14 protein-coding genes are annotated in these 13642 nt (G+C 66.7%); 9 read left to right on the plus strand and 5 right to left on the minus strand.

From position 1 onward, the window contains the following. Positions 1-44 precede the first annotated feature (44 nt). From ACVCMI_RS08745 to ACVCMI_RS08760, 4 genes are all read left to right on the plus strand, one after another. Positions 45-1412 carry a formimidoylglutamate deiminase gene (locus tag ACVCMI_RS08745; RefSeq protein ID WP_447099110.1) on the plus strand — a complete coding sequence of 456 codons (1368 nt, stop codon included), beginning with the start codon at positions 45-47 and terminating at the stop codon, positions 1410-1412. A gap of 104 nt (positions 1413-1516) precedes the next feature. Further along, positions 1517-1678, plus strand: coding sequence for a hypothetical protein (locus tag ACVCMI_RS08750; RefSeq protein WP_447099109.1), 162 nt, complete (start codon positions 1517-1519; stop codon positions 1676-1678). Between the two features lie 101 nt (positions 1679-1779). Continuing rightward, positions 1780-2226, plus strand: coding sequence for a hypothetical protein (locus ACVCMI_RS08755; RefSeq protein ID WP_447099108.1), 447 nt, complete (start codon positions 1780-1782; stop codon positions 2224-2226). Between the two features lie 58 nt (positions 2227-2284). Further along, positions 2285-3553 (plus strand): MFS transporter, encoded by a 1269-nt coding sequence (locus ACVCMI_RS08760; protein WP_447099464.1) that lies wholly within the window; start codon positions 2285-2287, stop codon positions 3551-3553. 115 nt (positions 3554-3668) lie between these two features. Here ACVCMI_RS08760 and ACVCMI_RS08765 read toward each other — a convergent pair whose 3' ends face one another. After that, on the minus strand, positions 3669-4952 hold the full coding sequence (locus ACVCMI_RS08765; protein WP_447099107.1) for an alkaline phosphatase family protein: 1284 nt from the start codon (positions 4950-4952) through the stop codon (positions 3669-3671). Positions 4953-5036: 84 nt separating this feature from the next. Here ACVCMI_RS08765 and ACVCMI_RS08770 point away from each other — a divergent pair, with 84 nt between their 5' ends. Next, positions 5037-5420, plus strand: a complete 384-nt coding sequence (locus ACVCMI_RS08770; protein WP_447099106.1) for a hypothetical protein — start codon at positions 5037-5039, stop codon at positions 5418-5420. Here ACVCMI_RS08770 and ACVCMI_RS08775 read toward each other — a convergent pair whose 3' ends face one another. From ACVCMI_RS08775 to ACVCMI_RS08790, 4 genes are all read right to left on the minus strand, one after another. Beyond that, positions 5421-5954 (minus strand): methylated-DNA--[protein]-cysteine S-methyltransferase, encoded by a 534-nt coding sequence (locus tag ACVCMI_RS08775; protein WP_395117998.1) that lies wholly within the window; start codon positions 5952-5954, stop codon positions 5421-5423. Then, positions 5951-7447, minus strand: coding sequence for an AlkA N-terminal domain-containing protein (locus ACVCMI_RS08780; RefSeq protein WP_447099105.1), 1497 nt, complete (start codon positions 7445-7447; stop codon positions 5951-5953). The genes ACVCMI_RS08775 and ACVCMI_RS08780 overlap by 4 nt, the downstream gene beginning before the upstream one ends. Before the next feature lie 49 nt (positions 7448-7496). Beyond that, positions 7497-8054 (minus strand): YybH family protein, encoded by a 558-nt coding sequence (locus ACVCMI_RS08785; RefSeq protein ID WP_447099104.1) that lies wholly within the window; start codon positions 8052-8054, stop codon positions 7497-7499. 263 nt (positions 8055-8317) lie between these two features. Beyond that, the gene (locus ACVCMI_RS08790) at positions 8318-8695 is read right to left on the minus strand and encodes a response regulator (RefSeq protein ID WP_447099103.1); all 378 of its coding nucleotides are present in this window, start codon (positions 8693-8695) and stop codon (positions 8318-8320) included. A 101-nt stretch (positions 8696-8796) separates the two neighbouring features. Between ACVCMI_RS08790 and ACVCMI_RS08795 the strand changes: the two genes are divergently transcribed. The 4 genes from ACVCMI_RS08795 to ACVCMI_RS08810 all read left to right on the plus strand — a co-directional run bounded on the left by ACVCMI_RS08795 (position 8797) and on the right by ACVCMI_RS08810 (position 13605). After that, positions 8797-10104 carry a two-component system sensor histidine kinase NtrB gene (locus ACVCMI_RS08795; protein WP_447099102.1) on the plus strand — a complete coding sequence of 436 codons (1308 nt, stop codon included), beginning with the start codon at positions 8797-8799 and terminating at the stop codon, positions 10102-10104. A gap of 76 nt (positions 10105-10180) precedes the next feature. Next, positions 10181-11851, plus strand: coding sequence for a urocanate hydratase (gene hutU / locus ACVCMI_RS08800; protein WP_447099101.1), 1671 nt, complete (start codon positions 10181-10183; stop codon positions 11849-11851). A 117-nt stretch (positions 11852-11968) separates the two neighbouring features. Beyond that, a complete protein-coding gene (locus ACVCMI_RS08805; RefSeq protein ID WP_447099100.1) occupies positions 11969-13177 on the plus strand; it encodes an AAA family ATPase in 1209 nt (402 codons plus the stop codon). Between the two features lie 59 nt (positions 13178-13236). After that, positions 13237-13605 carry a hypothetical protein gene (locus ACVCMI_RS08810; RefSeq protein WP_447099099.1) on the plus strand — a complete coding sequence of 123 codons (369 nt, stop codon included), beginning with the start codon at positions 13237-13239 and terminating at the stop codon, positions 13603-13605. Positions 13606-13642: the final 37 nt, after the last annotated feature.

The following is a 13642-nucleotide window of genomic DNA, read 5'->3' on the forward strand; positions in this document are numbered from 1 at the left end:
CGGAGGCACGGTTACACTGGCGACCATCGCAACGGAGACCATCGATGAACGAAACCAGCCGCAGCACCAGCTACCGGGCCGGACGGTTGTGGCGAGACGGCGAATGGCAGCGCGATGCCAGCTTCGCGGTGGACGCCGGTGGTGCGCTGGTCGACGCGAGCGACGGCATCGAGACGATCGGCCAGTGGGTGTTGCCCGGCATGCCGAACCTCCATTCCCATGCGTTCCAGCGCGCGATGGCAGGCCTGGCCGAACGCCGGGGAAGGGCGGACGACAGCTTCTGGAGCTGGCGCGAGGCGATGTACGGCTTTGCCGCGGTGATCGACCCGGAGTCGCTGCAGGCGATCGCCGCGCAGCTCTACGTCGAGATGCTCAAGGCCGGCTACACCCGCGTGTGCGAATTCCACTACCTGCACCACCGGCCCGACGGCACGCCGTACGCGCAGGCCGAGGCCATGTCGCTGGCGCTGGTCGAGGCCGCGCGCGAGGCCGGCATCGGCCTGACCCTGCTGCCGGTGCTGTACATGAGCGGCGGTTTCGACGGCCGCGCGCTGGGCGAACGGCAGCGGCGCTTCGGACACGACGTGGATGGCTACCTGCGCTTGCTCGACACGCTGCAGGCGCACGCCGATCGCGACCTGCGCGTCGGCACTGCGCTGCATTCGCTTCGCGCCGTGCCGGAGGCGGCGTTGCGCGAAGTGCTTGCCGACTCGCGGGTGCGTCGCGGGCCGATCCACATCCACATCGCCGAGCAGATCGGCGAGGTGCAGGATTGCCTGGCCATCCGCGGCGCCCGCCCGGTCGAGTGGCTGTTCGACCACGCCGAGGTCGATGCCCGCTGGTGCCTGGTACACGCCACGCACCTGACCGAGGCGGAGACCGCACGGATCGCCGCCAGCGGCGCGGTGGCCGGGTTGTGTCCGACCACCGAGGCGAATCTCGGCGACGGCCTGTTTCCGCTGGCGGCCTACCTCGATGCCGGGGGCACGTTCGGCATCGGCTCGGATTCGCACATTTCCATTTCGCCGGTGGAAGAACTGCGCTGGCTCGAATACGGCCAGCGACTGCTCACCCGTCGCCGCAACATCGCCGCCCGCCAGCCCGGGGCCAGCGTGGGCGAGACGCTGTGGCGCGGCGCTCTGGCCGGCGGCGCGCGCGCCAGCGGCCTGCCGGGCGGCGAGTTGCATGCCGGCGCGCCCGCCGACCTGATCGTGCTGGACGAAAACTCGCCGCTGCTCGCCGCGCGCGATGAGACCTCCGTGCTCGACAGCTGGCTGTTCGCCGGCAACACGCCGCTGGCGCGCGACGTGATGCGGGGCGGTCGCTGGGTGGTGCGCGATTTCCGCCACCATGACGAGGAACGCATTGCAGCGCGGTATCGCACCGCCGTGCAGCGGATCGCCGCCGGCTGAGTCGACGGCGGCCGGCTGAACGGTTGCCATCGTGCGCCACACCCTTGTCATCGCCCGCGCGCGAATGCCGTTGATGGGGGCACTTCCCTCATCTGGAGCGTGCCATGCGTCGATTCCTGCATCGTGTTTCCGCCGCCGCGTTGCTGTTGCTGTTTGGCGCGACGCTGGCCGGCTGCGTGGTGGTGCCCGCGCGCGGGCGCGCGTGGGTGCCGGGCCACTGGGCGGCACCGCATGTCTGGGTGGGCGGGCACTGGCGTTATCGCTGAGCATGCCAGCCGGCGGCGTGACCATCGGCAGGGGTGACGGCGCCGGCGCGGGAGTATGTTGCCCGCTCGCATGCGGCATGCCGCCGCAGTCGGGAACGCGCATGAATCAGGCACGCCGCTCGGCGGGCGCCGCCATCCTGCGGGGTGGCCTGGTGGCCGGCACCATCGACATCGGCGCGGCGTCGCTGATCAACATGGTCGACCCGCTGATCATCCTGCGCGCGATCGCCAGCGGCCTGCTCGGCCGTGCGGCGTTCGCCGGCGGGTTGCCGGTGTCGCTGCTGGGCCTGGTGCTGCAATGGGCGATGTCGTTGCTGATTGCGGCGATCTTCGTGCTGGCCGCGCAGCGCCTGGCGTGGATGGGCCGCCGCTGGATCACTGCGGGACTTGCCTACGGCGTGGTGGTCTTCGTGGTGATGGAGTTCGTGGTGGTGCCGCTGTCGGCCGCGAAGAATCCGCACTTCACGGTGCTGTCGCTGCTGGAGAACGTGCTGGCAATGCTGCTGTACGGCCTGATCATCGCGTTCTTCGCGCGGCGGGTGCGCTAAGCTTTCCGGTCTTTCCGGTTCGCGCGCAGCGCAGGCATTGGACGTGACGACAGCTTCGATGCCCGCGGCGGTGCCCTCATTCCCGGACGCCGCCGCGCGCTACATCCATCACGGCACGCCAGACTTCCGCCGCACCAATCTCGCCCTGTTCGCCGCCGGCTTCGCCACGTTCGGCCTGCTGTACTGCGTGCAGCCGCTGATGCCGGAGTTCAGCCGCCACTACGGGGTGAGCGAGGCGGGCGCGGCGCTGTCCTTGTCGCTGACCACCGGGGTGCTGGCGTTCGCGATGCTGTTTGCCGGCGCGCTGTCGGACGCGTGGGGACGCAAGTCGCTGATGGTCGCTTCGCTGCTCAGCTCCGCGGTGCTGGTGCTGGTGACTGCGATGATGCCGGACTGGTACGCACTGCTGGTGGTGCGCACGCTGCTGGGGCTGACCCTGAGCGGGCTGCCCGCGGTGGCGATGACCTACCTCAGCGAGGAGATGCACGTCGAGTCGATCGGGCTGGGCATGGGCCTGTACATCAGCGGCAGTGCCGTGGGCGGCATGGGCGGGCGGCTGATCACCGGCGTGCTGGCGGACTTCTTCGGCTGGCGCATCGGCGTGGCCGTGGTCGCGCTGATCGGCATCGTGGCCGCGCTGGTCTTCTGGCGCATGCTGCCTGCCTCGCGGCATTTCACGGCGCAGCCGCTGCGCTGGCGCACGGTCGCGGGTCGCTTCAACGGCATCTTCCACGACCGTGGCCTGCCGTGGCTGTTCATCGAGGGCTTCCTGCTGCTGGGCGCGTTCGTCACGGTCTACAACTACCTCGGCTACCGCCTGCTGGCGCCGCCGTACAACCTCAGCCAGGCGGTAGTTGGCCTGATCTTCGGCATCTATCTGGTGGGCACCTTCAGCTCGGCGTGGATGGGCCACCTGGCCGGCAAGCTGGGCCGGCGCAAGGTGCTGTGGACGGCGCTCGCGCTGATGCTGGCCGGAGTGGCGCTGACCGTGGCGCAACCGCTGTGGCTGGTGATGGCCGGCCTCGTGGCGGTGACGTTCGGTTTCTTCGGCGGCCACTCGATCGTCAGCAGCTGGGTCGGCCGCCGCGCCGGCGCGGCGAAGGCGCAGGCCGCGTCGGTGTACCTGTTCTGCTATTACATGGGCTCCAGCATCGCCGGTGCCAGCGGCGGCCTGTTCTACGCCGCGCACGGCTGGGCCGGGGTGGCGCTGTTCGTCGGCGCGCTGGTGCTGCTCGGACTGCTGGTCGCGCTGTGGCTGTTCCGGCTGCCGCCGCTGGTCAATGTGGCGACCGCGCCGACGCCGATGAGCAAGGGCGCGATGGGGTAGGGCGGGCACTGCCCGCCGATGTGCGGAGTCGAGAGCGGTGAGCGCCGATGTGCGGTGCACAGCGGCGGGCGGTGCCCGCCCTACGGGTGACGCGGAAGGTGGCGCGAGTCCGGGCTCATGGCGCGGCCGACTTCAGCATCCCGTTTACGGTGTCGTAATCGCCGTCGTTCGCGGCTGCTGGAAGCCCGAGCAGGTGGGTCATCAGCGGATACACGTCCACGTTCGGGAAGGCGGGGACTTTCGCGCCGACGCGAAACGCCGGGCCGTGCGCGATGAAGATCGCCTGCATGGCAGGCTCGGCGTTGTCGTAGCCGTGGTTGCCCAGGCTGGGCGGGTCCTTCTTCGCGGCCAGCTTGGCGCGGCTGGCGATGCGCCAGTGCACGTTGGCCAGGCAGATCAGCTGCGGCACCCGCGGATTGCTTCCGTAGTCGAAGCGCGCCGGTATGCGGCGCTTGTCCCAGCAGCGCATGTGTCGTTGCGGTCGTTCCAGCTTGCGTTCGATCGCCGCGAACCGGGCGCGGTCTTCCGCGCTGTCGGAGCGCGGATTGAAGCCGGCGACGATGCCCTCGCTCACCAGTTGCACCTGGTCCAGCGGCAGCAGGTCGTCCAGCAGCACGGTGTTGCCGGCCGGCACCGTGGCCATGCCGTGGTCGGACAGCACGATCAGGTTGATCCGCTGGAACAGCCCGCGCCGCTTCAGGCCCTGCAGCAGTCGGCCCAGCGCGGCATCCGTGGCGCGCAGCGCGGCGTCGACCTGCGGCGAGTCCGGGCCGTGCTCGTGGCCGGCGTGATCGACGGCATCGAAATACAAGGTGAGAAAACGAGGCCGCAAGGCGGGCGGCAAGTCGAGCCAGGCCAGCACCTGGTCGACCCGCGCATCGGCGCCGACACTGCCGTCGAACGGGTGCCAGTAGTCGGGATGGCGGCCGTGGATCGCCGCTTCCGAACCCGGCCAGAACATCGTCGCGGTGCGCATGCCGTGTTCGTCGGCGGTCACCCAGATCGGCGTGGCCTCGTCCCACCAGCGGCCGTCACTGACCGCCTTGCGGTTGCCCAGCGAGAACTTGCCCAGCTGCGGGTCGAACATGGTGTTGTCGACGACGCCGTGATGGTCCGGGCGCAGTCCGGTGACCAGGGTGTAGTGGTTCGGAAACGTCAGCGAGGGAAACGAGGGTTGCATCGAGGCAGCCTGCACGCCGTGCCTGGCCAGCTTCTCCAGGTTGGGGCTGAGGCCGCGATCGATGTAGTCGTGGCGATAGCCGTCGATCGAGATCAGCAGCAACGGTGAGGGTTCGCTTGTCGCGGCGCGGACGAGCGCGCGATCGGTGCCGGAAAGATGCGCGCAACCGGCGCACGCGGCGATGGCTGCGCAAAGCAGCAGGCGGAACACTGTGTTCATGCGGGTCGTTGCACACTCTGGCCAAACCAACGCCCATGGTCGCGCAGAGTCATGACGATTGCAGCCCACGCATCTCCAACCCGCATGCTCGCCTGTACGGCGATGCTGCTGGCGCTCGGCTCTTCCGCTGTCGCGGGCGCCGGGCAGGTCACGCCGCCGACACCGGTGCGCGCGTACGCGCCGGTGCAGGGCGACGCGTCCCGCCATGCCGTGCGCCAGCAGCAGCTGCGCGATCAGGTGCGCCAGAGCGAACTGCAGCAGCAACTGCAACAGAACGTGTCCGACAACGCGAAGCGTCCGGGCGCGAAGAACAAGCTGCTGCAACGCCAGCTCGAGCAGGCCGACCAGGCGCGGCACGAGCGCGACCGCGCTGCGCTCAGGGACCTGCTCGACCGGCAGCAGGCCTACTCCGTGCTGCCGCGGGTGATCCCGCCGGATGCGCCGGCGCCGGCGCGCAGCGGCGGTTGATCAGCGCGCCGCGCGGCGCCCGTCGTCAGCGCCGAACAGGTCGCCGTGCGCGATGCGGCGTTCCCACCCCAGCAGGAATCGCTTCGCCGGCAGGCCGCCGCCGAAGCCGGTGAGGCTGCCGTTGCTGCCGATCACGCGATGGCAGGGCACCACGATCGGCAGCGGGTTGCGCCCGTTCGCCGCGCCGACCGCGCGCATCGCCTGCGGCTGGCCGATACGGCGCGCCAGCTCGCCGTAGCTGATGGTCTCGGCGTAGGGGATGCGCGCCAGTTCCTCCCACACCGTCAGCTGGAACGCCGTGCCTTGCGGATGCAGCGGCAGGTCGAACCCGGTTCGCGTGCCCGCGAAGTATTCCTCCAGTTGCTCGCGCGCGAATGCGAGCGCCGACGACGAGCGCACCCAGTGCGGCGAAACCGGCCGCGGGTGCCGCTCGGTCTCGAAGCGGATCTCGCGCAGCCCCTGCGCGTCGGCCAGCAACAGCAGGCGGCCGACCGGGCTCGGCATCCCGTCGACGTGGATCGTTTCGGCGTTCATGGTTTGCTCCGTTGGGCGGTCGCGGCGTCGCCGACGCTGCGCCACAAATGCATCACCGCGTAGGCGCGCCACGGTCGCCATGCCTCGGCCAGCGCGGCGAGCGCCTTCGTGCCCAGTTCGGCGCCGTCGCCGGCCGCCGCTCGGCGCAGGATCAGGTCGGCGGCGGGGAATGCATCGGGGTGGCTCAGCGCGCGCATCGCCATGTAATGCGCAGTCCATTCGCCGATGCCGGGCAGCGCCACCCAGCGCGCGACGAACTCCTGCAGCGGTTGCTCCACGCGAAAATCCACGCGGCCGTCGAGCAGCGCCTGCGCGATGCCGCGGATCGCGGCGGCGCGCGCGGTGGTGACGCCGAGTTCGCGCAGGTCCGCGTCGGCCAGTTGCGCCGGGGTCGGAAACAGCCGTTCCAGGCCGTCCGGCAGCGGCAGCGCGAGCACCGAGCCGTGGCGCTGCACGATGCGCGAGGCCAGCGTACGTGCGGCCGCCACGCTGACTTGCTGGCCGAGCACCGCGCGCACCGCGATCTCGAAACCGTCCCAGCTGCCCGGCAGGCGCTGGCCCGGGTGCTGGCGCAGCATCGGTTTCAGCACCGCGCTGGCGCCCAGCGTCGCCGCGATCACGCGCGGGTCCGCGTCGAGGTCGAACATCCGCCGCGCTCGCGTGACCAGCGGCAGCAGTTGCGCGGGCCGTGCGCCGTGCAGTTCGAGTTGCAGCGCGTGGTCACCGCCCGGCGCCGCGGACAGACGCAGCCAGCCGGCATCATCCGCGTCGCCGAAGACGCGCGCGTAGGCGTGCTCGTCCACCCGTTCCACGCCGGGCAGCGCGCGCGTGCGCAGGAATGCCAGCAAGGCCGGGAAGTCGTATGGCGGGCGATAACCCAGGCGCAGCACCAGCGTGGCGCCGGCCGCAGCGCGCGGTTGCCGGCGCAGCTCGCGCGGCGGCATCCGGTTCGCCGCCGCAAACGCGGCATTGAAACGGCGCAGGCTGCCGAAGCCCGACGCCAGCGCCACCTCGGTCACGGGCAGCGCAGTCTCGGTCAGCAGTTGCTTGGCGAACAGCAGGCGGCGAGTGGTGTGCACGTCGATCGGCGGTGCGCCCAGATGCGCCACGAACAGGCGGCGCAGTTGCCGCGCGCCGACGCCCACGCGCGTGGCCAGCTCCGCCAGCGGACGCTCGCTCAGCGCGCCGGCATCGATCAGTTTCAGCGCACGCGCCACCACGTGCTCGCCGCGATGCCAGCTTGCATTGCCCGGCGCCAGTTCCGGCCGGCAGCGCAGGCAGGGCCGGAACCCGGCCGCTTCCGCGGCCGCGGCGCTGGCGTAGTAGCGGATGTTTGCCGGTTTCGGCGGCGGCGCCGGGCAGACCGGGCGGCAATAGATCCGCGTGCTGGTGACGGCGGTGAAGAACAATCCGTCGAAGCGGGCGTCGCGGCTCAGCCGCGCCTGTTCGCAGACGGCCAGCGCGGGCAGGATGGCGGCGGGTGATTCGGACATGGGCGCAGGCTAGCACCGCGGCGGCCGCGGAACTGGCCGTTTTCGGACATCAATGCCGGATCGTCGGCAGCACCACCGCGGTGGGTCGCTGGCAGGCGCGCTGGCGGCTGCGGCGGAAGTCCCCCGCCTCCTTGTCGCTGGCGGGGCGGCCGCTGTCGCCACCATCGAACGCGACCCGCCACGAACCGTCCGGCGCGCGCCGCCATGTCGTCGAGAAATGTCCTATCGCGTAACGCGATGCCGCGTTCGCGCCCAGGTTCTCGAACAGGTACGGGCCGCTGGACGTCGCCAGCGTGCCGTCTGCGCTCGCGACCACGTGCTGCGGATACCAGTCCAGCCGCACGGCCTTGCCGGCAAGGATCGCCGCCCAGTGCCGCACGATTGCCTGCGGTCCGCGCACGGGCGTGTCCGCATTTGCGTCGAACACGCTGTCGTCGGCGAGGAACGCGGCGAATGCCGCGGCATCGTGCCGCTGCACGCTGCGGGCAAACGCCAGTTCGCGTTGCCATACCTCGCAGGCGGCGCGATCGGCCGCAGCCATCGCGGCGGACGCCGGCGCGCCGGGCAGGGCGGCAAGCAGCAGGATCAACCCCATCGAGCGTGACATCGGCGACTCCGGCGGTCGGGTTGCCGCGCAGCTTCCATCCGCCCCAGGCGTGGCGCCAGTGCCGGAACGCACGGGGCCATTGACGCAGCGCCGCGGGCATGGCCAGGTCAGCCTGGAGGCCTGCGCGAGCGTGGCGCTGCGCAAGCACACCGGCATCGACGCCGCCCGCAGCCCGCCCTCAGCCATGCCGACGGCCGCTCAGCGCCTGCGTTCGACGGGCACCCCGCGAAACGCGCGCTCCACGCCCTTCGCCCACCGGACGTTCAGGCGGAGGTGATGCCGAGCAGCCCGCCCACTGCGCCGAGCAGGGCGCGGCGATCGTAGGGCTTGGCCAGGAAGGTCGTGTTTTCGGGAAAACAGGTGAAGCTGTTGCGTGGATCCGCCGAGATCAGCATGACCTGGATGGACCGATGCCGTCGGGCGTGCAGCGCCAGTTCGATACCGTCGATGCCGCCGGGCATGTGGATGTCGCTCACCAGCAGGTCGATGGTGGAATCGTGCATCAGCATGTTCAACGCGCTGGTGCCGTTGCCGGCGGTCACGACGTGGTAGCCCTCGGCCTCCAGCACCATCGCGGTGGCGTCGCGGGCGCTGCGGTCATCCTCTGCCAGCAGGATGGTGTAGTTCTGCGCATGGGTCATGGCGATCTTCCGCAGACGGGGACCGACCATGATCTGTCCGGTGTAAAAGCCCGGTGAGGGTGGAATCTGTGTAGGCTGTAGCTCCCCGGGGGCGGCGACGCATGAACCGACTTGAGCGCTATCGACAGCTGGTCGGGTTCTTCCCCGATGGCATACATGAGCTCGACGTGTCCGGTCACATCGTCGGCATGAACGACAGCGGCCGCGCCGCGCTGTGCATTGCCGACCCGGTCAGCGCGATCGGGCAGCCGCTGGCCGCGTTCTGGCCCGAGGGAGCGCGTGCCGCGATCGATGCAGCGCTGGCGAGCGCGCGCGAGGGGCGCTCGGTCGAGTTCACCCAGGTGCTGCCGTCGGCCGACGGCGAAGATGGCTGGTGGGAGATCAGCGTGCATCCGTATCTGGATGCGCGACAGCGGGTGGACGGCATCGTCGTGATCAGCCATGACGTCACCGAGCCGGTGCAGGCAACGCTGGCCCTGGACACGGTGATCCACGGCCTGCACCGGCGGCTCAGCCTCAGCGAACTGGCCGGCGAAAGCGATGCCGCCCGCTATGAGGCGCTGGCCCGGCAGCTGGCGCGCGCACGGGTGTTCCAGCGGGAGGGAGCCGGCCGGGAGGCGTCGCTGAAGCTGCAACTGGGCCTGGCAAGCGCCGCCCAGGCGGTGGCCGAGCACGCCTCGCAGCAGGCGCAGAAAAACGAGGCGATTGGCCAACTGGTGGCGGGCCTCTCGCACGACTTCGCCAACATGCTGCAGATCGCCATGGTGGCGCTCAGCAGCATCGAGGACGATCCGGCCAACCTCGACGAGCGGCAGCGCCGCATGCTTGGCTACAGCATGGAGGGCGTACAGCACGCCGCGCTGCTCGCCAAGCGGCTTCTTGCGTTTGCCCGTGTGCACCGCTATGCGGCAGCGCCGGTGGAACTGACCGCGATCGTTCGCGACATCGAGGGTTTTGCCAGGCAGAGCCTGGGCGCCGGCATGGATTTCCAGGTTGGGCCCGTCGCTGACGAGCTGCCTACCCTGGGCGACTGCCATTCCATCGAACAGGCCTTCATCAACCTGTGCATCAATGCACGCGACGCATGTCGCGGGCAGGGCAGCATCCGGGTCGACCTGGGCGAGCTGATCGTGGGCGAGGCCGAGAGCAGCACGCTGCGCCAGGCGGGCGACTACGTCACATTGGCCGTCACCGACAATGGCAGCGGCATGGAGGAAGCCGTGCGCGAGCGCCTGTTCGAGCCGTACTTCACCACCAAGCCCGAAGGCGCCGGCACCGGCCTGGGCCTGGCCCAGGTGTACGGCGTGATGCGGCAGGCCGGTGGTTTTGTCGACGTGGAATCCGCGCCCGGCCAGGGCACCACGATGACCCTGGCGTTCCCGCGCCTGCGCCTGCCCGCAGCGGGCTGACCCGGCAGACCACCGCATTCGGGCCGTGTGGCCGCTGACCTATACTCGGCGGTCTGACTCACCGGAGCGCATCGCCATGAACGCACCCACCCGCATCGACACCACCCGCACCATCCGCGCGCCCCGCGGCAGCGAGCTTTCCTGCAAGAGCTGGCTCAGCGAGGCGCCGTTCCGCATGATCCAGAACAACCTCGACCCCGAGGTGGCGGAGAATCCGGCGGAGCTGGTGGTGTACGGCGGCATCGGCCGCGCCGCGCGCAACTGGGAGTGCTTCGACGCGATCTTGCGCAGCCTGCGCGAGTTGAACGACGACGAGACCCTGCTGGTGCAGTCCGGCAAGCCGGTTGGCGTGTTCCGCACGCATGCCGACGCGCCGCGCGTACTGATCGCGAACTCCAACCTGGTGCCGCACTGGGCCACCTGGGAGCACTTCAACGAGCTCGATAAAAAGGGCCTGATGATGTACGGCCAGATGACCGCCGGCTCGTGGATCTACATCGGCTCGCAGGGCATCATCCAGGGCACCTACGAAACCTTCGTCGAGATGGGTCGCCAGCATCACGGCGGCAACCTCAAGGGCAAGTGGCTGCTCACCGCCGGCCTCGGCGGCATGGGCGCGGCGCAGCCGCTGGCCGCCTCGCTGGCCGGCATGTGCAGCCTCAACATCGAATGCCAGCAGAGCCGCATCGACTTCCGTCTGAAGACCCGCTACGTCGACGAGCAGGCCAGCAGCCTCGACGACGCGCTGGCGCGCATCGCGAAGTACACGAAAGCCGGCGAGGCGAAATCCGTCGCGCTGCTCGGCAACGCCGCCGACATCCTGCCGGAACTCGTGAAGCGGGGCGTGCGCCCCGACGCCGTCACCGACCAGACCAGCGCGCACGACCCGGTCAACGGCTACCTGCCGCAGGGCTGGACACTGGAGCAGTGGTTCGAGCGCCGCAAGGCCGACCCGGTCGGCACCGCCCGCGCCGCCAAGCTGTCGATGAAGACCCACGTGGAGGCGATGCTCGCCTTCCACGCGCAGGGCATCCCCACCTTCGACTACGGCAACAACATCCGCCAGATGGCGCAGGACGTCGGCTGCGAGAACGCGTTCGCCTTCCCCGGCTTCGTGCCCGCCTATGTGCGCCCGCTGTTCTGCCGCGGCATCGGGCCGTTCCGCTGGGTGGCGCTTTCCGGCGACCCGGAAGACATCTACAAGACCGATCAGAAAGTGAAGGAGCTGATCCCCGACGACGAGCACCTGCACCACTGGCTGGACATGGCGAAAGAGCGCATCAGCTTCCAGGGGCTGCCGGCGCGCATCTGCTGGGTGGGGCTGGGGCTGCGCGACAAGCTCGGGCTGGCCTTCAACGAGATGGTGCGTAATGGAGAATTGAAGGCGCCGGTGGTGATCGGGCGCGACCACCTCGACTCCGGCAGCGTCGCCTCACCGAACCGCGAAACCGAAGCGATGAAGGACGGCAGCGACGCCGTCAGCGACTGGCCGCTGCTCAATGCGATGTTGAATGTGGCTGGTGGGGCGACGTGGGTTTCGTTGCATCATGGCGGTGGGGTGGGGATGGGGTATTCGCAGCACTCCGGCATCGTGATCGTGTGCGACGGTACGGCCGAGGCGGACAAGCGGATTGCGCGGGTGTTGTGGAACGATCCGGGCACCGGGGTGATGCGGCATGCGGATGCGGGGTATGAGATTGCGGTGGGGTGTGCGAGGGAGCAGGGGTTGAAGTTGCCGATGGTTTGATGGCTTACCAATAATAACCTTGAGGCAAAGATAATGGCATTAAAGACAACAAAGGAAAAAACTCTAGTAGTCAAGAACTTCTCGTGCATCGAGAAGGCTAGTTTTCAAATAAACGACTTGACATTGATCATCGGTCCTCAAGCTAGCGGAAAAAGCGTTCTTTGCAAATTATTTTATTTCTTTCATTCCATTCCAGATGAGCTTCCACGATGGGTGCAGGATGTGGGTAAAGGAGGGGATCTTAAGGAAAGGATTTTGGAGCGATTCTCCGAATGGTTTCCGCCGAGTAGTTGGGGAAGTCGCCAGTTTTCGATTATATATTCGACTGGTGAATTTTCACTCACGATCACTAAGTCACGAAGTCGGGATCCTAAAGCCAAGCTGGTTGGATCTAAGAGTTATGATGATTTGTTTAACAAGTTAGTTAGCGTCTATAAATCCAGCAGGGAAAGCAAGGCTGCCAGAGAGAGCGCTGAAGTTGATAGCGGCTGGAGACTCTACACCGTATTGGATAAAACGATCGATTCGTTGATGGGCGACGAGAAGCCACTTGGTCAGCTATTTATCCCTGCTGGGCGTTCCTTCTTTACGAGCGTTGGCAAGATCGTTGCCGCATTCGAGGCGGGCGGTATCCTGGATCCTGTTGTTTCACGATTTGGCAGGCTAGTCACACAGTTGCGCGAGCATGCATTTTTTGAGGGCGAGCCGAAAAATAAGAATTTATCTATTATTGAGGGATTGATAGGCGGTCATGTAATTCGAGAGCGCGGGCGGGAGTTCTTGTCAACACCCGACGGTAGAAACATTCCATTTTCGGCACTCTCGTCCGGTCAGCAAGAACTCCTCCCGTTATTTGATGGGCTTCGCTTCTCTCAGTTTTCTGAACAAAATAACCTTGTTTATATCGAGGAGCCTGAGGCACATCTATTTCCGAGTGCGCAGACTGACCTGGTAGGTATGTTTGCTCAGCTGATCAATAGCGGCAAGAAAAAGGTTGTATCCAGATCAAGAAATAAGACTCTTGCGAATCGCCAAATTGTTTTGACAACTCACAGCCCCTATGTCTTGGCAAAAATAAATAATTTGATCAAGGCCGGAGATCTTGGGTCGCGCGTGGTCGGTGAGAAGAAAAAGGCCATCGAGAAGATAGTTGACCCGTCTTGCTGGATTAGCCCGAGAAGTGTTTCGGCATACAAAATTGTTGATGGTAAGCTTTCCTCCATAATTGATGATTATGGTTTGATAGATGGAGATTATATTGATAGTGTTTCAGCCGCCACCGGAATCGAATTCGATGCACTCATAGATATTGAGGTATCTCTATGAGTTGCAAGGCTTATAGGACGCGTAGTTCAGTGTCGAACATAAAGATTGAAGATCATGGAATGTCTGCCGTTTTTTTGAATCCACGAAGGCAGGTTCACCATATCGTCAAGGTGGATGGTGGTTTGGTTGCCCAGCAGCGTGCGGCCGATTATGTCGTCTCCAAGCCGGGGGTGGGAGATTTGGTAGTAGAGCTAAAGGGAAAGGATGTGGGCGTTGCTTGTAAACAAATTGAGGCGACGCTGTGCATAATGAATCGATGTGAGGAGAAGCGATCTCCAGTTGCAGGATTGATCGTTTGTACCCGAGTTCCATGCTTTGATACCAAAGTTCAAGGTTTGAAGAGTTATTTTGCAAAAAGATACAAAAGCCGCCTCACAGTATGCTCATCGAAGAATAAGTTTGACTTCGAGAAGTTCTTTGGAAAATAGCTCCGAAACCGAGAAGTTCTTTGGAAAATAGCCCCGA

Source organism: Rhodanobacter sp. UC4448_H15, assembly GCF_052978265.1.

What these genes read in the sequence shown, in the direction of transcription:
- ACVCMI_RS08750 (WP_447099109.1), top strand. Translation starts at nt 1,517, where the DNA reads ATGCGTCGATTCCTGCATCGTGTTTCCGCCGCCGCGTTGCTGTTGCTG.
- ACVCMI_RS08755 (WP_447099108.1), top strand. Translation starts at nt 1,780, where the DNA reads ATGAATCAGGCACGCCGCTCGGCGGGCGCCGCCATCCTGCGGGGTGGC.
- ACVCMI_RS08760 (WP_447099464.1), top strand. Translation starts at nt 2,285, where the DNA reads ATGCCCGCGGCGGTGCCCTCATTCCCGGACGCCGCCGCGCGCTACATC.
- hutU (WP_447099101.1), top strand. Translation starts at nt 10,181, where the DNA reads ATGAACGCACCCACCCGCATCGACACCACCCGCACCATCCGCGCGCCC.
- ACVCMI_RS08795 (WP_447099102.1), top strand. Translation starts at nt 8,797, where the DNA reads ATGAACCGACTTGAGCGCTATCGACAGCTGGTCGGGTTCTTCCCCGAT.
- ACVCMI_RS08785 (WP_447099104.1), bottom strand. Translation starts at nt 8,054, where the DNA reads ATGTCACGCTCGATGGGGTTGATCCTGCTGCTTGCCGCCCTGCCCGGC.
- ACVCMI_RS08770 (WP_447099106.1), top strand. Translation starts at nt 5,037, where the DNA reads ATGCTCGCCTGTACGGCGATGCTGCTGGCGCTCGGCTCTTCCGCTGTC.
- ACVCMI_RS08780 (WP_447099105.1), bottom strand. Translation starts at nt 7,447, where the DNA reads ATGTCCGAATCACCCGCCGCCATCCTGCCCGCGCTGGCCGTCTGCGAA.
- ACVCMI_RS08790 (WP_447099103.1), bottom strand. Translation starts at nt 8,695, where the DNA reads ATGACCCATGCGCAGAACTACACCATCCTGCTGGCAGAGGATGACCGC.
- ACVCMI_RS08745 (WP_447099110.1), top strand. Translation starts at nt 45, where the DNA reads ATGAACGAAACCAGCCGCAGCACCAGCTACCGGGCCGGACGGTTGTGG.
- ACVCMI_RS08765 (WP_447099107.1), bottom strand. Translation starts at nt 4,952, where the DNA reads ATGAACACAGTGTTCCGCCTGCTGCTTTGCGCAGCCATCGCCGCGTGC.
- ACVCMI_RS08810 (WP_447099099.1), top strand. Translation starts at nt 13,237, where the DNA reads ATGTCTGCCGTTTTTTTGAATCCACGAAGGCAGGTTCACCATATCGTC.
- ACVCMI_RS08775 (WP_395117998.1), bottom strand. Translation starts at nt 5,954, where the DNA reads ATGAACGCCGAAACGATCCACGTCGACGGGATGCCGAGCCCGGTCGGC.